At 61.1% G+C, this 18,902-nt stretch carries 18 protein-coding genes; 6 read left to right on the forward strand and 12 right to left on the reverse strand.

Going from position 1 to position 18,902, the window contains the following annotated elements; all coding sequences use genetic code 11:
* From KVT38_RS10800 to KVT38_RS10815, 4 genes are all read right to left on the reverse strand, one after another.
* On the reverse strand, positions 1-308 hold a 308-nt coding region (locus KVT38_RS10800; protein WP_217593726.1), incomplete at its 3' end, for an FAD-dependent oxidoreductase.
* Positions 309-518: 210 nt separating this feature from the next.
* Positions 519-1,511, reverse strand: coding sequence for an iron-hydroxamate ABC transporter substrate-binding protein (locus tag KVT38_RS10805; protein WP_217593727.1), 993 nt, complete (start codon positions 1,509-1,511; stop codon positions 519-521).
* A gap of 105 nt (positions 1,512-1,616) precedes the next feature.
* The gene (locus KVT38_RS10810; protein ID WP_217593728.1) at positions 1,617-2,156 is read right to left on the reverse strand and encodes a GNAT family N-acetyltransferase; all 540 of its coding nucleotides are present in this window, start codon (positions 2,154-2,156) and stop codon (positions 1,617-1,619) included.
* Between the two features lie 273 nt (positions 2,157-2,429).
* On the reverse strand, positions 2,430-3,611 hold the full coding sequence (locus KVT38_RS10815) for a YhgE/Pip domain-containing protein (RefSeq protein ID WP_217593729.1): 1,182 nt from the start codon (positions 3,609-3,611) through the stop codon (positions 2,430-2,432).
* Between the two features lie 178 nt (positions 3,612-3,789).
* On the opposite strand from KVT38_RS10815, the gene KVT38_RS10820 reads away from it, so the two are divergent.
* Positions 3,790-4,404, forward strand: coding sequence for a TetR/AcrR family transcriptional regulator (locus KVT38_RS10820; RefSeq protein ID WP_217593730.1), 615 nt, complete (start codon positions 3,790-3,792; stop codon positions 4,402-4,404).
* A gap of 205 nt (positions 4,405-4,609) precedes the next feature.
* Here the strand turns inward: KVT38_RS10820 and KVT38_RS10825 are convergent, their stop codons facing one another.
* Complete coding sequence (locus KVT38_RS10825) at positions 4,610-5,065, reverse strand: Rrf2 family transcriptional regulator (protein WP_217593731.1); 456 nt, start codon at positions 5,063-5,065, stop codon at positions 4,610-4,612.
* Positions 5,066-5,190: 125 nt separating this feature from the next.
* A complete protein-coding gene (locus KVT38_RS10830) occupies positions 5,191-6,219 on the reverse strand; it encodes an SDR family oxidoreductase (protein ID WP_217593732.1) in 1,029 nt (342 codons plus the stop codon).
* A 307-nt stretch (positions 6,220-6,526) separates the two neighbouring features.
* On the opposite strand from KVT38_RS10830, the gene KVT38_RS10835 reads away from it, so the two are divergent.
* The 3 genes from KVT38_RS10835 (at position 6,527) to KVT38_RS10845 (ending at position 11,330) form a co-directional block, all read left to right on the forward strand.
* A complete protein-coding gene (locus KVT38_RS10835; RefSeq protein WP_217593733.1) occupies positions 6,527-9,658 on the forward strand; it encodes a CBM35 domain-containing protein in 3,132 nt (1,043 codons plus the stop codon).
* 101 nt (positions 9,659-9,759) lie between these two features.
* Positions 9,760-10,224 (forward strand): carboxymuconolactone decarboxylase family protein, encoded by a 465-nt coding sequence (locus KVT38_RS10840; protein WP_217593734.1) that lies wholly within the window; start codon positions 9,760-9,762, stop codon positions 10,222-10,224.
* 206 nt (positions 10,225-10,430) lie between these two features.
* A complete protein-coding gene (locus KVT38_RS10845) occupies positions 10,431-11,330 on the forward strand; it encodes a sigma-70 family RNA polymerase sigma factor (RefSeq protein ID WP_217593735.1) in 900 nt (299 codons plus the stop codon).
* A 149-nt stretch (positions 11,331-11,479) separates the two neighbouring features.
* Here KVT38_RS10845 and KVT38_RS10850 read toward each other — a convergent pair whose 3' ends face one another.
* The gene (locus tag KVT38_RS10850; RefSeq protein WP_217593736.1) at positions 11,480-11,971 is read right to left on the reverse strand and encodes a pyridoxamine 5'-phosphate oxidase family protein; all 492 of its coding nucleotides are present in this window, start codon (positions 11,969-11,971) and stop codon (positions 11,480-11,482) included.
* A gap of 182 nt (positions 11,972-12,153) precedes the next feature.
* Here KVT38_RS10850 and KVT38_RS10855 point away from each other — a divergent pair, with 182 nt between their 5' ends.
* Both KVT38_RS10855 and KVT38_RS10860 read left to right on the forward strand, forming a co-directional pair.
* Positions 12,154-12,627 (forward strand): HPP family protein, encoded by a 474-nt coding sequence (locus KVT38_RS10855; protein ID WP_217593737.1) that lies wholly within the window; start codon positions 12,154-12,156, stop codon positions 12,625-12,627.
* Between the two features lie 76 nt (positions 12,628-12,703).
* Positions 12,704-13,210: a Crp/Fnr family transcriptional regulator gene (locus KVT38_RS10860; protein ID WP_217593738.1), complete on the forward strand. Its 507-nt coding sequence runs from the start codon at positions 12,704-12,706 to the stop codon at positions 13,208-13,210.
* A gap of 18 nt (positions 13,211-13,228) precedes the next feature.
* On the opposite strand, the gene hmpA is transcribed toward KVT38_RS10860, so the two are convergent.
* From hmpA to KVT38_RS10885, 5 genes are all read right to left on the reverse strand, one after another.
* Complete coding sequence (gene hmpA / locus KVT38_RS10865; RefSeq protein WP_217593739.1) at positions 13,229-14,473, reverse strand: NO-inducible flavohemoprotein; 1,245 nt, start codon at positions 14,471-14,473, stop codon at positions 13,229-13,231.
* Positions 14,474-14,601: 128 nt separating this feature from the next.
* Positions 14,602-15,801 carry an MFS transporter gene (locus KVT38_RS10870; RefSeq protein ID WP_217593740.1) on the reverse strand — a complete coding sequence of 400 codons (1,200 nt, stop codon included), beginning with the start codon at positions 15,799-15,801 and terminating at the stop codon, positions 14,602-14,604.
* 45 nt (positions 15,802-15,846) lie between these two features.
* On the reverse strand, positions 15,847-16,881 hold the full coding sequence (locus KVT38_RS10875) for an ROK family transcriptional regulator (RefSeq protein ID WP_217593741.1): 1,035 nt from the start codon (positions 16,879-16,881) through the stop codon (positions 15,847-15,849).
* 142 nt (positions 16,882-17,023) lie between these two features.
* On the reverse strand, positions 17,024-18,247 hold the full coding sequence (locus tag KVT38_RS10880) for a multidrug efflux MFS transporter (RefSeq protein ID WP_217593742.1): 1,224 nt from the start codon (positions 18,245-18,247) through the stop codon (positions 17,024-17,026).
* A gap of 52 nt (positions 18,248-18,299) precedes the next feature.
* Positions 18,300-18,869 (reverse strand): cysteine hydrolase family protein, encoded by a 570-nt coding sequence (locus KVT38_RS10885; protein ID WP_217593743.1) that lies wholly within the window; start codon positions 18,867-18,869, stop codon positions 18,300-18,302.
* Positions 18,870-18,902: the final 33 nt, after the last annotated feature.

Here is an 18,902-nt window from a genome sequence, read left to right on the forward strand (position 1 = left end):
AGCAAGGACTTCATATCCGAAGGCAAGGCGCTCAGCTTCCCTTTCCAAATGCCGTAAGCGAACGATGAAGGCCGCTTCCCTTGCAGGTTCAGCCCGAGCTCCCGGAAGGTCGCGTACGCATCCCCCATATACAAGGAATGCGCGCCCAGATTGAAGTACGCGCCTTTTTTCTTGTTGGAGACGGCGCGGCCGCCTAACCGGTTCTGCTTTTCGATGACTGCCGTTCGCTTCCCGGCCTGGGCTGCGTAAATAGCGGCGGTTAAACCCGCGATTCCTCCACCGACCACGACTACGTCAAACTTTTGCATCGCTCATCATCCCTTCGCCATTTTGCCTGTATGACGGGGAAGGGATTCGAAATGTGACAGCAACGCCAAAAAAATAGGCAAGCTGCCGCGATGGTCCGATCTTCGTCCTTCGTCCGCGAGCAGGACGAGGCCTTGAGCGATGCATGGGAAAGCGCTGCAGCACAGCAAAAGAGGACGCTTGCGCGTCCCCTTTCGCCGGTGCATGTGCAGTTAGGCTTTGCCCAGAATGCCTTCTTTGAAGATGTTCATCAAATATTCCAGCGTGATCGGATCGCTGTAGCTGGAAGCTTCGGTATCGATCTCGATCACATGGCCCGCCTTGACGGCCGGCATGTTCTTCCAGGTGTCCGTGTTCAGCGCGCCGTTGTCGCCGGTCGCGCTTCTGCTGAGGATGATATAATCGCCGGCGTACTCCGGCAGCACCTCGGTCGACAGCGTGTAGTAGCCTGGGCCAAGCGCGTCCTTCTTGACCTTCTCCGGCATGCCGAGGCCCATCGCCTGGTACACGATCTCCGTGCCGCGGGCCCAGTTGTTGCCGAAGACGTAGAACTGCTTGTCGTACAGCTCGAACACCGTCACGGTGACGTCCGCGCCGGCCTTCGCCTTGATCTCGTCGCCGATAGCGGCTGCGCGCTTCGAGAAGTCGTCGGCCCAAGCCTGCGCTTCCTGCTCTTTGTTCAGCAGCTTGCCGATCTCGATCTGCTGCTTCAAGTAGTCGAGCTTGCCCCATGTATAGACGACGGTCGGCGCAATCTCCTTGAGCTTGTCGATGTTCTTCTCGGTGCTGCCCACGATGATGAGGTCGGGGTTCAGCTCGATGATCTTCTCCAGATCTTCCGCGGAGACCACTTCGACACCCTGAAGCTTATCCTTGAAAAGCCGATTGCCCGCCGTCCACTGATCGACGCCGACGAGCGTGCCGCCCAGCGAGATGACGTTCGGCGCGCTGCTCAGCGCGATGATGCGCTTGGGCGCGGCGGGTACCTCGACAGGCCCGTTCTCGGATTCGTAAGTCATCTTGCCGGAGGCGTTCGCGCTTGCGGAAGCGCCTGCCGACGGCGATGCCGGCGCGCTCGCGGACGGCGATGCTGATTCGCTTGCGCTTGGCGACGCGCCAGCGTTATTGTTGTTCGCGTTGTTGCCGCACGCGCTGACGACCAGCATCAGCAGCAGCGCCAATGGGGCCCACATTTTCTTTTTCATGCCGAGCACGACACTCCCTTTTCTCTACTTATCGATAATGATTATCAGTATCACTTTTATAACTATAAAGACGGCTTCCAGGATTGTCAATAACGGTGCGGGGATTTACTCGTACCAACTGCGGCGCGTCTCAAAATAATCATATTGTTGTCCGTTGGACAGCCTGCGCCGGTCGACCAGTCGGAATCCGGCCTTCAGCAGCACGCTGCGGGAAGCGCCGTTCACGGGCTTCACGATAGCCGCCACCCGTTCAAGCTCGGTCTGACGGAATATGAATGCGATCATCGCTTGGACCGCCCCCGTGGCGTAGCCGCGGTTGCGATCATCTTTGGAGACCGCATACGCCACCTCGCGTTCTACCGGATCCAGCAGATCGTTCGGGAAAACGCCGCACCAGCCGATCAACCGTTCGTCCGCCTTGTGCTCGACCGCGAGCAGAATGCGCACGTCAGCGGGATCGAAGCGGTCGTAGCTGCCGATGACGAACGACAGGAAATCCGTCAGCTGCGCCTCGGTCATCGCCCAATCGGGCAGGAAGTCGGTGATCTCGGCTTGCATGGTGAGCGCGCGCAGCGCGTCGACATCCTGCGGCGCGAACGCGCGGAGGCGGATCGAATCGGTTTCTATCGTAAAGGAAAGCGTCATTTGAGAAGCACCTCGTCGTTATATTGGCAATCGGCATTCGGCGTAAAACAAAAAGCGGAGCGCCTGAAAAGAGGCACTCCGCAAGTATCGTCGCATACTTGTCTCGAAGTCCCTTGTAACGGCTCTGGAAGACGCACGTATCCCGTCTATAAAATCACGAGATTTTAGCGCGCGCTCGGTCCATTACAAGGAAACTGGCATAAAGGATAAATTCTCCTTCCGCATACAACCTGCATTCAGAATAAAATGTGCCGCATCCGTTGTAAAGAAGAATCAGGCCGCTTCCACCGAAGGAACCGCTTGGCGATTGGGCTTCGTCCGCTTCCAGCCTGCTCCGACCAGCAGCAGCAGGAATCCGCCCCCGACGCTCCAGAGTACGGCCGCATTCGAGGAGGCCGCGTCCAATCCGCCGAAGTACATGACCTCGCGCAGCCCGACGGCCGCGAAACGCAGCGGCGTCCAGGCGTAGATCCAGTCGCGGGATGCCGCCGACAGGAACTCCGGCGCCATGTTCAGCATCGGCATCGAGAAAAACATCAGCAGCACGAGAATCGCCATTGCGGGCATCCCGATCCAGTTGAGCAGCGCGGATTGGAGCATATAGAAGGCCGCGCCGGCGAGCCACAGGAACAGCCAAGTCTGAGTCGCGTCGGCCAGCTCCATGCCGTACCAGGCGGTGGCTTCCCAGACGAGGAAGGCGGAAGCGAGCCCGGCGAGCAGGACGCCAGCGACGGGCTGCCAGACGATCGCGGCCGGTCTGCGGGAGCCGGCCTTCATGGCGGCGCCGCCGGCGAAGAAGAGGATCAGCGCCGATACCAGGCTGCCCATCCACATGATCTGCGTAAGCAGCCCCGGCGCGTTGCCGGTGGCGTTGTTCGCGCCCGCTGCGTGGGCAGTCTCCTCCTGCACGACGATGGGGGACAGCAGCGCGGCTGCCGTCGCCACCGGCACCTGCTGCGTCTGCGCGCCGATCCGCTCGAGCATCGTCTTCGACAGCTCCGCGCCGGCGAGGCGCATCGCCTGAGCGAGCCCTTGTTTGACGACCGTAGAGGCTTGCGTGTTCAGCCCCTCGTTCGCGACGATCTTCACCGTCGCGGGCTTCGGTTCGGCACCCGCCAAGGAGGCTACGCCGGCGCTGAGATCCGCCGGAACGATCAGCGCACCGTAGTATTGCCGGTCGTCCATCCCCTCACGGGCCTCGGCTTCGGAGCCGACGATCGTCCAGGCGATCGGCAGCTGCGCGTTCGACGTCAGCTTTTCCTTCAGCATCTCCCCGACCGCCAGCGATTCGCCGCCCGGCAGTTGCGCCGGTCGATCGAGCACCACGAGCGCGACCGGCACCTCCTTCGGCTTCGCGCCGAGCACCGAGCCCATCATCGCCGCCCCGAACACGACCAGCACGATCAGGACGATCAACGTACCGATCCACACGATTTTTTGCTTAAATATCGCCATTCCTCTATTCGCTCCTCTTGTCCGCGTAATTGAACATGTTGTTGATTAATGTTCACATTGTTCATTATAATGAAGAGAGTTTGGCGTTCAATCGTCAATGTGCGATCGCGGTGTTCATTAATCGGCAGATCGATACTCGGCTGTTGAGCAACTCAGAAAAAGAGGCGGAGGCGAGGCGATGGAGGATAAATTGGACAGGCGAAAAGCGAGGACCCGGCAGCTCCTCTACGACGCGCTCATGGCGCTGCTGCAAGAAAAGAGCGCCGAATCGATCACGGTCACGGACGTCGCCGATCGCGCGGATGTCAATCGAGGCACATTTTATTTGCATTATCGGGACGTCAGGGACATGCTGCAGCAGTTGAAGGACGAGGTGCTGACCCGCATGCGCGTCATCATCGAGCAGCTCGACATTTCGGTGGCCATGCTATACATCGACCGGGACGAGCCCTATCCGATCGGCGTCTCTATTTTCGAGGAGATCGCGAGGCACGGGGAATTTCTGCGCATCATGCTCGGCGAGAAAGGCGATCTCTCGTTTGCAAGGCAGCTGCGGGAGCTGTTCGCCACTCGCGTTCATGCCAAACTGAGTACGCTGTCGCCGAATGAGAGCGCCGTCCCTCTCGACTATCTCATCTCCTACGTCGCCTCCGCCAACTTCGGCATCGTGACGCACTGGCTGGACACGGGCCGGCAGCTCACACCCGCGCAGATGGCCAAGATGATGGTCAGCTTGATGAACTACGGCCCCCTCATCTCAGGAGGGATTCGGAAGAAGCCGGGGCGGGAGTGATTAGGCTGGCGAGTAATTAGGCTGGTGGAGTAATTAGCAGGCGGAGCGATCAGGAGGGCGGCGGGGATCGCGGAGCTAAAGTCCATTTCGTTGAAGTGACGCGTCCTTGGGGCTGAATAACGATGTGACACATTCTTACTTGGACCGGAAAGCGCCGCTAGGACGAGATAGCGATGTGACACATTCTTATTGGAGTGGGAATGCGTCACTTGGGCGATATAGCGGCACGCTTCTCCTCGATCTCCCGGGCCAGCACGTCGACGAGCTCGCGCATCGTCACGGCAGCCAGCACGCCCTCCATCGCCGCTTGTGCCTTAAACATCATCAGGCGCAGCACCTGCTCGATGTTGGCGCCTACCGGACAAGCCGGATTCGGCTGCTCGTGCATATGGAACAGCCGGCCTTCCTCCACGACGTCGACCGCGCGGTACACGTCCAGCAGGGTGATATCGTCCAGCTCCCTCGCCAGCGTAGCGCCGCCGCTCCCCGCCTTGACGTTCGCAAGTCCCGCCTTCTTCAGATGGCCGAGCACCCGGCGGATGACGACCGGATTCGTCCCGACGCTGCCGGCCAGCCACTCGGACGTATGGTGATCCTGCGGCTGAATCGCCAGCAGGGACAAAATGTGCACGCCAATGGAAAATCTGCTGCTGATCTGCATAAGCAACACCCTTTCGTTGTGATGATTATAGTTACAACACGTGCCAAGTGTCAACCCAAGCGTGCTTTATAATCCCGCCACTCAGGGAAGCCGAATCCTGCTCGGCTTCCCATCGGCAAGGCGCGTTAATCCGCGAGCGACCGTCTGACCGCCGCAGCCGCCTCATCGAGCGCCGCGATAACGTTGTCGCACCACGCGTCGAACTCGGGATCCTCCCGCTGCAGCTCCGGATGCGCGAGGATGTGCGCGACGGTCCGCTTGACCCCCTGGTCGAAGCGGATGTCGGCCGTGTAGCCGGGGACAAGACGCCTCAGCTTGGCATTGTCGAAGACGACGGAATTCGCCTTGTCCCCGATCAGCCCGCCCGTAAAATCCTCCCGGCTGCACGCCGCCAGAAATTCGGAAGGCGCATGCACCGCGCTCAGCGGTACGTCGAGCGCGTCGGCGATGGCCGCGTAAATCTGGTTCCAGGTCAACGACTCGTCCGACGTGATCTGCACCGACTCCCCGATTGCATGCAAGTTGCCCATGAGGCCGATGAACCCTTTGGCAAAGTCCTCATTGTGCGTCATCGTCCAGAGCGAAGTACCGTCCCCGTGAATGAGGACAGGCTTGCCCTCAAGCATTCGTTTTGCTACCTGCCAAGAGCCCTTGCTGCCGTGTACGCCGAGCGGTATCGAACGCTCGTCGTACGTGTGGCTCGGCCGAACGATCGTGATCGGGAAGCGCTGTTCGCGGTACTGCTTCATCAGATATTCCTCGCAGGCGATCTTGTTTCTCGAATATTCCCAATACGGATTGGCGAGCGGCGTGCTCTCCGTGATCCGATAGTCGGACAGCGGCTTTTGGTAGGCGGAGGCGGAGCTGATAAAAATGAACTGCTTGGTTTTCCCCGCGAAAAGACGGTAATCCCGCTCCAACTGGGCCGGTACGAAAGCGATAAAGTCCGCCACCACGTCGAACGACATGTCGCGGATCAAGTCGGCCACGCGCGCCTCGTCATTGATGTCAGCCTCGAGCGTCTTGACGTTCGACGGCAGCCCCGCATTGCGCGTGCCCCGGTTCAGCACATACAGCTCGCAGCCTTGCGCCGCCAGCTGTCTCGTGATGGCTGCGCTGATCGTACCCGTGCCGCCGATAAATAACGCTTTCATAAATAAGCACCTCCGGTAATCGAGATAGAGCGAGCGATCATACTCGTCCCTATCTAGTATTCGCCGCCGGGAAGACCGGTCCTGTCTCGTAAGGTCCGAAAATTGGGCTAAGGCGCTTCCTTGGTCACAATTCTGGCGGCCGAAGTCACCAGCATGGTAGCAGGCAAGACAACGGCGCTCCTACAATGGGTTCACGGCGCGGCCGGTACCCGTGCGGACCGCCCGCACGGAGAAAGGAGGCTTCTATTGCGGCAAAGAAGGAACGGGCATCGCAGACTCTCATTTTCCACGACACGGAGGTTGTGAAATGTTAAAAACGACTTGGCTTAAAAAGCTGACGGCCAGCACGCTCACTATAGCGCTGCTCGCCTCGCTGGCATGGCAACTGCAGCGCACGGGGGTGGCTTCCGCGGCACCCGTCGTTTACGAAGCGGAGTCCGCCGCCAAGGCGGGAGGCGCGGTCACGGCGACGGATCACGCGGGATACAGCGGTTCCGGGTTTGTGGGCGGCTATACGGACGCCAATAAAGGCAGCGCTTCGACGACGTTTTCTGTAAGCGCTTCATCTTCCGGCAGCTACACGGCGTCCTTGCGTTATGCCAACGGTACCGGCGCTGCGAAGACGCTCAGCCTGTACGTGAACGGCAGCAAGCTGAAGCAAACGTCGCTGCCCGCAACCGCGAATTGGGATACGTGGGCGACCGCGACGGAAACCGTGACGCTGGCGTCCGGCACTAATACGATCGCTTACAAATACGACACGACCGACACCGGCAACGTCAATATCGACAGCCTGACGGTCGATGTCTCGCTGGGTGACAACCTGGCGCTCGGCAAATCGATCGTCGCCAACAACAGCTACGGCGGATTTCCGGCGGCGGGCGCCGTGGACGGCAACGCCTCAACCTATTATGAAGGCGCGGCAGGCGCCTATCCCAATACGCTGACCGTCGACCTCGGCAGCGCCCAGAGCGTCGGTACCGTCGTCCTCAAGCTGCCGGCCTCCTGGGGGGCGCGCTCGCAGACGCTGTCTTTGTCCGGCAGTTCGAACAATACGAGCTTCAGCACACTGAAGGCTTCGCAGTCGTATGCGTTCAATCCCAGCTCGGACAACACGGTGAGCATCGCATTTACCGCGGCATCCGTCAGGTATGTCCGGCTGAGCTTTACGGCCAACACGGGCTCCACCGGCGGTCAGGTCGCCGAATTCGAGGTGTACGGGTCCGGCTCGACGCCGACGACCACGCCGACTGCAACGCCTACGGCGACGCCGACAGCCACGCCTACCGCTACCCCAACGCCGACGCCTCCGCCGAGCGGTACGTATGAAGCCGAGTCGGGCATCCGTTCGGGCGGCACGGTCGTGGCGACAGACCACGCCGGCTACAGCGGCTCCGGCTTTGTCGGCGGGTTCACCGACGCCAACAAGGGAAATGCATCGCTCCAGTTCAACGTAAACGTCGCCACGGCGGGCAACTACGCTTTAAGCCTTCGCTATGCCAACGGCTCAGGTGTGACGCAGACGCTCAGCCTTTACGCGAACGGCACGAAGCAGACGCAGATCTCATTGCCTGCGACGTCCAACTGGGACACCTGGGCCGTCAAGACCGACACCGTCTCCTTGAACGCCGGCAGCAACACGATCCTGTACAAGTACGATACGACCGACACCGGCAACGTCAACCTCGACCGGCTCGATCTGGCGTTCGTCGTCGCCACCCCGACGCCAACGCCGACACCGACGCCGCCTGTCGGCACTTACGGCGCCACGATGCCTTACGACACGTACGAGGCGGAAAGCATGACGCATACGGGCACGCTCGTCGGTCCAAATACGACATTCGGCAATATCGCCTCCGAGGCGTCCGGACGCAAAGCCGTGCGGCTCACATCGGCCGGGCAGTATGTGCAGTTCACGCTGTCCAAGACCGCCAAGGGACTTACCATACGCTACTCTATTCCAGACAACGCGGCCGGCACCGGCATCGATTCGGCGATCAGCCTGTATGCGGGGGGCACGCTGATCAAGGACGTCCCGCTGACGTCCAAATACAGCTGGATCTACGGCTCGTGGGGGACGGAAGGCGGACAGACCCGCTGCTCGAACACTCCGAACGCCTCGCCGAACACCCCGCTCCACATGTACGACGGAGTCGCCGTCGTACTGGACCAGCAGTATCCGGCGGGCACGGTCATCAAGCTGCAGCGCAATGCGGCTAACCTGAACTTCAGCTCCGTCGCAAGCGTCACCGTCGACCTCGTCGAAGCGGAGCCGATCCCCGCCGCGCTGACCATGCCGGCAAACTATGCGTCCATCGCCAGCTACGGCGCGATCGCAGGCGACGGAGCAGACGATACGGCGGCGATCAACAGCGCGATCAACGCGGTGAAAAACTCCGGGGGGGTCCTTAAAGGCATCTGGATTCCTTCAGGAACCTTCAACCTGAACAACGGCAATCGCGGCGCGGGCTTCGACGGCTCGGGCACGCGGCTGTACCTGGACTGCGGGAGTTCGATCAAGGGCGCGGGCATCTGGTATACGACGCCCGCGGGCATCTATGCAGGCATTTTCATGCGGGCTGGCAATGTGACGCTGTCGGACTTCAAGATCAGCGCGAAGGACGTCATTCGCGACGTCTATAACGGCGTGACGGCCGTCGAAGGCGTCGGCACCAATTCCACGCTGACCAACCTGTGGATCGAGCATGCCAAAGTCGGCTTCTGGCTGACCGACCAGACGAACGGAGCGACGATCTCGAACTCCCGCGTGCGGCAAGTATGGGCGGACGGCATGAACCTCCATCGAGGCACGTCCAATACGACCGTCACGAACAACTCGGTCCGGGGCAGCGGGGACGACGGGCTCGCGATGTGGTCGGACGTATACCTGGACACGAACAATACGTTCAGCTACAACACAGTCCAAATCCCCACGCTCGCGAACAACATCGCGATCTACGGCGGCCAGGGCAACAAGGTCATCGGAAATTTGCTGACGGACACCGTCGTAAACGGCTCCGGCATTTCCTTCGGCACCAACTTCGACCCGCCGTCCATGACGGGCACGCTGACGATCCAGAACAATCTGCTGCTGCGAACCGGCTCCTTTCATAAGGATTACGGCTACCAGATCGGCGGAATCTGGGCATACTGGTTAAACAACAACGGCAGAGCGCAGAACCTGACCGTGACCGTATCGGGCAATACGATTCAGGACAGCACCTATTCCGGCATCTTCATCGAAGAGCCCGCGCCCAATATTTCCGTTACGTACTCGGGAAACACCGTCACCAACGCCGGCACGTATGGCGTCTATGTGCGGGGCACGGCGACGGGCAGCTCGACCTTCACGAACAACACCGTGAACGGCGCGCCTTCGGGCAAGTTCCTGAACACCTCGTCCAGCTTTACGGTGTCGGGCTCGGGGAACAATTGGTAACCTGATCGGGAAAACAAATTCGGCCCTCCTGTCACAAATCCCTCTGCCTCGTTGTCTTAGATAGCGAGAACGACAAATACAAACCAAACGGAGGAATCGACATGCAATTGCGAATGAACTATATGACGGCGAACCAGGCCGCTTTCCAGACGTTGCTGAAGCTGGAGGACTCGGTGAAAAAGCTGGGCCTCGAGCCGGTGCTCTACGAGCTGATCAAAATTCGGGCGTCGCAGATCAACGGATGCGCCTTCTGCGTCGACATGCATACGACCGACCTTCGCAAGATGGGCGAATCCGAACGGCGGATCAACCTGATCGCCGTATGGCGCGAAGCGCCGCAGTTCACCGAAAAGGAACGGGCCGCGCTGGCTCTGACAGAGGCCGTCGTCCGCATTGCCGACGCAGGCGTTCCGCAGGATGTCTACGACGAGGCGCGCCGGCATTTCAGCGAGAGCGAATACGTCGCCATCGTGATGGCGGTCAACGCGATCGGCAGCTGGAACCGCATCGCAATCTCGACGGGCATGTTCCCGGGCTGCTTCGACAAGCAGGCGACACAGGCGTGAGGACATCGATCCGTCGTCGATAAGCGGCATGCGAATGCAGGTTAACGCAGGTTCTGTTATTTCCGCTTCGGAGTGCCCTTTACTCGCGCACTGCGCATACGAAAAGCCGCACCGAATCAGCAAAGCCACCCGGCCGGGTGGCTTTGTTGGCGTCCCCGAATGAAGTTGGATAGAATAAAAGCAACCTAGAAACGGAGGCGGACTCCTTGAACACCGGCGACGCGACGCAAGACGTCGAACGACTTTATCGCGAATACAAGCCCCTGCTGACTTCGATCGCTTACCGGATGCTCGGCTCGATGAGCGAAGCGGAGGATGCCGTGCAGGACGTGTTCGTCGCCTTCAGCAAGATGGACGGCGGCGGGGAGATCGAGCACTCGAAGGCTTACCTCGTCAAAATGACGACGAATCGCGCGCTCAATATGATGAAGGCCGCGCCTCGCCGCCGGGAAAGCTACCCGGGCCAGTGGCTGCCCGAGCCGATCATCGAGCTGGACGACAAGGAACAGCCGCTCGAGCAGATGCTTCGGCAGGAACGGCTCGGCTACGCCATGCTCGCGCTGCTGCAGACGTGCACGCCGCCCGAGCGGGCCGTGTTCGTACTGCGCGAATCGTTCGGCTACGACTACGCCGAGATCGGGTCCATGCTCGACAAGAGCGAGGCCGCCTGCCGCAAGCTGTTCAGCCGCGCCTCCGCCAAGCTCGGCCACCTGACTGCGGCGGAGCGGGAGGGGGCGCCGGAACCCGCGATGGACCGCTTCGTCCGCTCGTTCGAGGAGGCGCTCGCGTCCGGGCGTCCGGATGCGTTCATCCATCTGCTCGCCGAGGATGCGGTGCTCCTGAGCGACGGGGGCGGCGTCGTGCGTTCGGCGATCAACCCGATCGAAGGCCCGGCGCGCATCGTCGCCTTCTTCAAAGGCATCGCCGGCAAGGGCTCGCTCGACGGCAAGTGGCGGCGCGTGCGCATCAGTGGGCAGCCGGGCCTCCTGCTGGAGCGGGACACGCTGCCGCCGGTCGCCTATGCGCTCGAGCCGGACGGCCGCGGCGGGATTCGCACCATTTATATGGTCACCAATCCGGAGAAGCTGACGCGCATCTCTTTCTAGCTGCTGCTTTCCTTCTCCCTCCGCACTGTCCGCATCGGCCCCGCATTTGTTCGCCAGTCCTTCGACCCATCGCCATCGGGCCGAAGCGCCGACGCAGCAAAAAGGATGGGGCAGCAGGCGCCGCTCCATCCTTAGGATGCAGGTTTATCTCAATGCAGATCCACGGTCCTGTTCAGATCCGAATCCGGTTTATCGTGGCCAGTCAGCCGCTGGAACAGGTGCGCGACCATTTTCATCTTGCTGCCCGTCTCCCAATACTCGGCCGTCTCTGCTCGAACCTTGATCAGCACCAGGTTCGGATCGTCGTAAGTCGTGTCCAGCAGCTTCTCGTACGCGACGTTCCAGAACTCGCGGATCTTGGCCGGGTCGCTGATGAGCTCGGCTTCGCCGCGCACCGACACGTACGATTTGCCGACGTAGGCGACGTTCACGCGGGGATCCTCCAGCAGCTCCTCGTATTTGTCCGTCTCCTTCGATGTCAGAAACCACAGGTCCCCGTCGAATTCGACCTCCTGCGTCTTGAGCGGGCGCGATACGAGACCTTCAGGCGTCACCGTCGTGAGCATGGCGGTATCGATCCCCTTGATCAGGTCTCTCACCTTGTCGATCGCTTCCTGGCTGCCCGTATGCATATTTGGCATGTCCTCACCTCATCGTTATGGAATAAGCCTTTCGGCGCTCTCCGTATTATTTAAACCGAATCGACTCCCCTTCAACCATTAGGCCAACCATCTTCAGTAAAGCATTGACGCGCAGAAAGGATGAGGCGTAAAATAATGTCGGTAAGTCCATGGGAATAGATCAGGTATGAACGAGGAAGAGGTTGAACCGTTTGAATTTCAAGGCTGTCGCTATTTGCTTATATATCGTGGGCATTTATTGGATCTCGTCGCGCATGCCCTCGATGCACGCTTTATTTTTTCCGACGCTCGGCGCTTTTAGCCTGCTTTTTATCGCGCATCCTTTTTCTCCGGGCAAACTGGGCAAGGTCGCCTTCGGCGCTGTGGTCTCCGTTCTGATCGGCACCGCGTTGTCCTACGTATACCCGGGCGCGGTCTCCTTGCTGGTCAACTTGCTGGTCGTCATCTACTTGATCAACCGGTTTAAATGGAATGCGCCGCCGATTCTCGCGGTGTCGCTCATTCCGTTTTTCGTGCATACCGAATTCGTCTGGGTCATTCCGGCGTCCGTCTGCGCCTCCCTGATCGGGCTGGTGCTTACGCTCTGGATCGCCCATCACGTAGAACGCATCATCCCCGTGCAGACCCGGCGCGCCAGCCAGGCGGAGTCCGGCTAAATAGCAAAAAAAGCGAATCGCCCTTTACCGCGGCGCATTCGCTTTTTTATATCCCCCGAGAGCGGAGGCGGCGTGCTTGATTTTGCATAAAGGCGAGGTTTTATTTCGGCAGGGAGAATCGGGCCCCCTGTTCCATCTGAAAAGCGGCCTGCTCAAGATCGTGCGCCTTCATCCGGACGGCTCGCAATACTTGGTCAACGTCATCGTGCCCGGCGAGACGATCCCCCATCACTCGCTCATCAGCCCCAAGCCGTACTTCGGCACGGCCGTCGCGCTCTCCACCAGCGAGATCGACGTGCTGCCCGCGGCGGAATGGTATGAGGAGCTGGCGCAGGATCCCGTGCGCTACCGGACCGTGGCGCTCCTCCTGCAGGACAGGCTGAGTCTGCTGCAGCAACGGTTCGATCAGTTGACCGAGACATCTCCCGCGGAAAAGCTGAGCAAGCTCGCCGCCTGGTTCGAGACCTATATCGGACCGGCACCGCTCACCGACGTGCTGACGCAGGAGGAGATCGGCCAGTTCGTCGGGCTGCGCCGGGAGACGGTCAACCGGCTGCTGCGCAAGCGGCAGCCGCTGCCGTAATTTCGCCTGAAGCCGGAATCAAGCTTGAACGGCGTCCGCCTCCGCCTCCTTCAGAGTTCCCGACGGGCCGAAAAACTCGAACCGAATCCGCTCTTCCGCGATCCCCCACGACCGCAGCGCGGCATACACCGTCTTCATAAACGGGGTCGGCCCGCAGAAGTAGAAGCTCGCCTCCGTTGTCGGCACGACCTGCTGCAGCCAGGTCAGATCGACGTAGCCTTCCTTGTGGAAAGCCTCCGTCTCCCGGTCCCAAGCCGACGGACGGCTGTAGCACCAGTGCGCGGATACATGCGGGCTGCTCGCAACGACCTCCTCCGCTTCCTGACGCAGCGCATGGGCTTCTCCGCTTCGCGCGGCATGAATGAACGCAATCTCGCGATCGGGCTGCGCCTCTGCCGCAGCCTTCAGCATGCTGACCATCGGCGTTAGCCCCACGCCGCCGCTGATGAGCACGAGCGGCCGCGTATCCGCCAGGTCGAGGACGAATTCGCCCGCCGGCGCCGACAGATGCAGCACGTCCCCTTCCCCGACCTGCGCGTGCAGGTACGACGACACGATGCCCGCAGGTTTGCCGGGAAGCGCGTCCTCCCGTTTCACCGAGATCCGATAATACGGCTTGCCCGGCGCGTCCGACAGGCTGTACTGGCGAATATGCGTATTGGCCTCGCCCGGAATGTCCAGCCGCACGCTGATGTACTGTCCCGGCTCGAAAACCGCGACCGCTCCGCCGTCCGCCGGCACCAGGTAGAACGAAGTGACGACATCGCTCTCCGCCGTCTTGCGCACGACGCGGAACGCTCTGAAGCCCGCCCAGCCGCCGTCCTGCTTTTCCGCCTGCGCGTACATGCCTTCCTCGACTTGGATGAAGACGTTCGCGATAACGCCGTATGCCTCCGCCCATGCTCCAAGAATGTCGTCCGTCGCCGCGTCGCCGAGCACGTCCTTGATCGCGCCAAGCAGATACTTGCCGACGATCGGATACTGATCGGCCGTCACGCCGAGGCTGCGGTGCTTGTGCGCAATTTGCTTCACGACCGGCAGGATCGATTCCAGCTTGTCGATATGCAGCGCCGCGGCGTAGACGACGTTGGCGAGCGCCGTCTGCTGCCTGCCCTGGCTCTGGTTCGCATGGTTGAACAGGTTCAGCAGCTCCGGATGCGCAGCGAACATCGTCTGGTAGAAGCGCTTCGTGATCGTCGTGCCGTGCTGCTCGAGCACGGGCACCGTGGATTTGATGATCTCTATTGTACGGGAACTGAGCATAGCGGCTTTCCTCGCTTTCGTGGACTCGGGATGATCCAAGTATATAAAAGCGCGGAGTCGAGCCAGTGTGATCTCGATCACACCAAATCGCAAGGATGTGTGAAGAGACGGCGGAGACAGGGGGATGGCTAAGCCTTTTTCAGGTAAACATTTAATCGTTCGGAAAATAAAAGCATCGCGGCGGCCGAGAGTGCGAGGTAAGACGGGAAGATGCCGATGGTCGAATGCGAGGCGAGAAAGCCGAGCAGCGGCGGCATCAGCGTGCTGCCCGTATAGGCGACGGCCATCTGGTAGCCCATGATGGACGGGGCGCGCCGCTTGCCGAATCGCACAGGCGTCTCGTGCAGCATGCACGGATAGATCGGGGCCAGGCCCAGGCCGACGATCATCAAGCCCGCGAAGGAGAAGCCTGCCGGCAGCGGAAGGACGAGCAGCGCGGCGCCCGCCAGCGCCGTCGCTTGCCCGCAGCGGATGAGCGCGCGGTTGCCGACCTTGAAGGTGACAAAGCCCGTGATCAGCCGCCCGATCGTGATGCCCATATAGTACATCGACACCCACTGCGCGGCGGTCGCGGCGGACAGCCCTTTGATGCCGACGAGATAGCTGCTGCCCCATAGGCCGGCGGTCGACTCGACGCCGCAATAGAACAAGAAGGAGACGAGCGCCAGCTTGACGCCCTTGACCTGCAGCGGCTTGACCGGCCCGGCGCTCCCGGCGTCTTCGCCCGGCAAGGCGGCCTTCTCCTGCGCCTGACGGGCAGTGTCGCGCTGCCGGCTCCGTGCGACCCGGTCCCACAAGGGCAGCGATGCGAACAAAATGACGACGAGGACGAACTGGATTCCCGCCACGGCGAGATAACCGTCCCGCCAGGAGCCCGGGCCCGCAATGTAGCCGGCCATGATCATCGGTCCCAGCGTGGCGCCGACGCCCCAGAAGCAGTGCAGCCAGCTCATGTGCCGGGCTTCGTAATGCTCGGCCACGTAGTTGTTGAGCCCCGCGTCGACGGAACCGCCCCCGAGTCCGAGCGGAATGGCGGAGAGGACGAGCCAGAGGAGCGAGGGCGACTGCGAAAAGCCGAGCAGCGCGCCCGCGGTCATGACGCAGCTGATCGCCGCGACTTTTCCCGTGCCGAAACGCTTGAGTACGGCTCCGCTCGCCAGACTGGATACGATGGTGCCCGCCGCAACGATCATGTAGAGGACGCCCGCCGTCCCGAGGGGCGCCTTCAGGTCCGCGTGCATGACCGGCCACGACGCGCCCAGCAGCGAATCCGGCAACCCCAGGCTGATAAACGCGAGATAAATAATCAATAAGAAAAAGGTTGCCATCGCTTTCTTGCTCCTTTATTCCTGAATGCTTTATTCCTGAATGCTTTATTCCTGAATGCCTGCGCCCGAGATCATCCGATGAAGCCCGAGGCTCCGCAGGCCGTCCAGGTAATCCTGCCGCCAGTCGCTCGCGGTCAGGCGCGGCAGATGCGCCGGCGGCACGTAGGCCGCGCTTCGCTCCGCGATCCGGTTCAGCAGCGATTCGCTTACCTCGTCCCGGCAAAATACGATCGTATGCGGGTTCAAAATCGCCGTGCAGGAAGCGACCATCCGGCTGACGGCGTCCAGCTCCCTGTCGTTCATGCGTCCCGGCGGGGAGGCACGCGGCCGATCCAGCGCCTGCGTGAAGTTCCGGTCCTCGTACTGAGGCAGGAACGATACCTCCCCGGCGAAAAAGGTGCTCCCGCGCACGATGTCCCCGTTCACGAGAATGCCGGCGCCCGGACCGTTCTGGCCGAAGTACAGGTAGACGATCGACGGGTTGACATGTTCGCTTTTCTTTTCGTTGAAGCCGAGGACGGCGGCATTCATGTCGTTCTCTACGACGACCGGGACCCCGAATCGCGTCTCCAAATAACCCTTCAGATCGAAATCCTGAAAGGACGCGTAGCAGGGTATAAAAATAATCCGACCGTTGTTGACCGACCCGGGGACGCCGACGGCGATCGCGCGAATGCCGGGCTGTCGGGCGACGATCTGCGCGATGTACGCCGCCACAGCCTCCGCATCCCACTCGAGCAGGCTCGAGGTCGATCCCTGTTCCTTGACCTCGCCCAGGCAGTTGAAGATCGAATAATGCGTCTCATGCTTCTCCAGAAATAAAGCGAGTCCGAGCATATGATCGGGATTGTAGGCATATCGCTGCGCCCGCCGTCCGCCGCTGGACGCGTCGAGTCCGGCCGCGACCAACTCCCCTTCGCGCTCCATGTCGGACAGAAACTTGCTGATCGTCGGGAAGCTGATGCCCAGCATCCGGCTGAGATCGACCTTCGTCAGGCTGCCGTGCGTCAGCAGCGCGGCGCGTATGCCGCTATAGATCAATCGGCTGCGATCCTTGGGTGTCGCGATTCGTTCGTTCATGTGGTGTCCGCCTTTCGCAGCTTCGACTTTTTAAAACGATTTAATAAGTGGTTTTCGCAAGTTTAACAGACGCGGCGCGCTTTGAAAAGCACAAAAAAGAGGGGCGAGCCCCTCTCAGTGCGGATAACGATGTGCCGTATCCTTAGTTCGCCGCAACGCCCTCCGCATCGACTCGCTGCGCCACTAGCTTCCGATACACCTTCGCATACACCCATACGGCGTTGATCAGCAGCAGCGCGCCGGTCAAGCCGAACACATACCGAAGGCCGAACCACGCCGCGACTTGACCGCCGAGCACGGCGCCGGCAAACACGCCCAAGTATCCCGCGGACATGGAAAATCCGAAAACCCTGCCCATGATTTGCTGCGGCGTAATTTTTTTGAGCATAATATTGACCGCTGGCGTCAGTCCGGCGGACGTGAGCCCCAGCAGAAAGCGCAGGACCATGAGCTGCCACGGCGCGGTCACGAACGCCTGAGGGATGAATAGCAATCCCGCGACGGCGATCGAGACGAGCATGACTTTGTGGGCGCCGATCCGGTCGGACAGCTTCCCGAGCTGCGGAGCGGCGAAGATGTTGGCGAGGCCCGACGCCGAGAACGTGATGCCCGCGATCAGCGCGACATGGCCTGCGCCGTCCGACAGATGCGTGATATAGACGGTGAGGATCGGCTCTACCGAATACAGGGCGACCGTGAGCACGAAAAACGTCGCGAACAGGATCAGCGTAAGGCTCTTGTCGGGGATGGAGTCCCACACCTCGCGGAACCGACGCACCTGCCGCTTGTCCTCGCGGACGAACGACTCCCGAACGAACAGCGCAGTCGCGGCGAAGGCGAGGAACAGCAGCGCGCCCGTGAAGAAAAACACGTCGCGCATCCCGAAGTTCTCGCCGATGAAGCCGCCGACCGTCGGGCCGAGCAGCGATCCGGCGATGCTCGCCGTAGAGAGCGTGGCGAGCGCGTAGCCCGCATGCTCCTTGTCGGTCTGCGTCGCGATCATCGTCGTGCAGGCCGTTCCGTAGCCTGTGATGACGCCCTGCAGCAGCCGGAGCCCGATCAGCACGTACACGTTGTGCGCGAAGCCCATGCAGCCGATGACGATCGCCATGCCGAGACTTGCGCGCAGCAGCATGGGCTTCCGTCCGAACCGGTCCGCCGCGTGCCCCCAGATCGGCGAGAAGATCGCCGATACGATAAACGTAATGCCGAACGCGAGACCGGACAATTGAGAGACGCTGTCTTTATTTTCGATGCCCAGATGCTGGATAAATAGCGGCAGCACCGGCGCCAGCTGGCTCATGCCGATGCCCGTGACGAACATCCCGAACCAGCATACGATCAGATTTCTTTTCCATATCGGCATGGCCGACAAGCCTTCTTTCCGCCGCGAAACCGAATGCGGGTCCCGCGCTTCGTTAAAACAGCCTGCTCGCCCAATCCTCCGCAGTCAGCACATCCGCCTGACGCGGGAAGATCTTCTCGGTGAGCACGCGATGTACCTCGGGGTCGGCGTCGAGACAGGCGTCCGACAGCACCGTCAGCGTAAAATCGCGGTCCGCCGCTTCCCGCAGCGTCGACAGCACGACGCCGCTCGTGGAGATGCCGCAGAGGACGAGCGAATCGATCCCGCGCGCGCGAAGCAGGACGTCGAGCCCGCTGCCCGCGAACGCACTGACACGGACCTTGGTGACGACCGGCTCGCCCGGCTCTGGCCGTACCTCGTCGAGAATCTGCGTGCCTGCGTCCGCGACCGTCGCGCCGCCGTATTGGGCCAGCCCGGCGAACATTTTATTGCCCGGATGAACCTCGGGGTACCCGTCCCGGAAGGCGAGCCGGACATAGATAACCTGAACGCCGTGCTCGCGCGCTGCGCGAACGGCCGTCTGAAAAGGCAGCCACTGCGCTTCGTCCAGCGCGTACCTCGCGACGATCGCCTGCTGCATATCCATCACAAGCAGCGCCGTCTTGCCGGATTGTCGATCCATGTTGAACACTCCTCACCATCATGATAAGATTAA

It is taken from the genome of Cohnella sp. GbtcB17, from assembly GCF_019091135.1.
In the GTDB taxonomy this organism is placed as follows: Bacteria; Bacillota; Bacilli; order Paenibacillales; family Paenibacillaceae; genus Cohnella.

What these genes read in the sequence shown, in the direction of transcription:
- KVT38_RS10870 (WP_217593740.1), bottom strand. Translation starts at nt 15,801, where the DNA reads ATGGCAACCTTTTTCTTATTGATTATTTATCTCGCGTTTATCAGCCTG.
- KVT38_RS10820 (WP_217593730.1), top strand. Translation starts at nt 3,790, where the DNA reads ATGGAGGATAAATTGGACAGGCGAAAAGCGAGGACCCGGCAGCTCCTC.
- KVT38_RS10825 (WP_217593731.1), bottom strand. Translation starts at nt 5,065, where the DNA reads ATGCAGATCAGCAGCAGATTTTCCATTGGCGTGCACATTTTGTCCCTG.
- KVT38_RS10805 (WP_217593727.1), bottom strand. Translation starts at nt 1,511, where the DNA reads ATGAAAAAGAAAATGTGGGCCCCATTGGCGCTGCTGCTGATGCTGGTC.
- KVT38_RS10810 (WP_217593728.1), bottom strand. Translation starts at nt 2,156, where the DNA reads ATGACGCTTTCCTTTACGATAGAAACCGATTCGATCCGCCTCCGCGCG.
- KVT38_RS10830 (WP_217593732.1), bottom strand. Translation starts at nt 6,219, where the DNA reads ATGAAAGCGTTATTTATCGGCGGCACGGGTACGATCAGCGCAGCCATC.
- KVT38_RS10885 (WP_217593743.1), bottom strand. Translation starts at nt 18,869, where the DNA reads ATGGATCGACAATCCGGCAAGACGGCGCTGCTTGTGATGGATATGCAG.
- hmpA (WP_217593739.1), bottom strand. Translation starts at nt 14,473, where the DNA reads ATGCTCAGTTCCCGTACAATAGAGATCATCAAATCCACGGTGCCCGTG.
- KVT38_RS10840 (WP_217593734.1), top strand. Translation starts at nt 9,760, where the DNA reads ATGCAATTGCGAATGAACTATATGACGGCGAACCAGGCCGCTTTCCAG.
- KVT38_RS10815 (WP_217593729.1), bottom strand. Translation starts at nt 3,611, where the DNA reads ATGGCGATATTTAAGCAAAAAATCGTGTGGATCGGTACGTTGATCGTC.
- KVT38_RS10835 (WP_217593733.1), top strand. Translation starts at nt 6,527, where the DNA reads ATGTTAAAAACGACTTGGCTTAAAAAGCTGACGGCCAGCACGCTCACT.
- KVT38_RS10880 (WP_217593742.1), bottom strand. Translation starts at nt 18,247, where the DNA reads ATGCCGATATGGAAAAGAAATCTGATCGTATGCTGGTTCGGGATGTTC.
- KVT38_RS10875 (WP_217593741.1), bottom strand. Translation starts at nt 16,881, where the DNA reads ATGAACGAACGAATCGCGACACCCAAGGATCGCAGCCGATTGATCTAT.
- KVT38_RS10850 (WP_217593736.1), bottom strand. Translation starts at nt 11,971, where the DNA reads ATGCCAAATATGCATACGGGCAGCCAGGAAGCGATCGACAAGGTGAGA.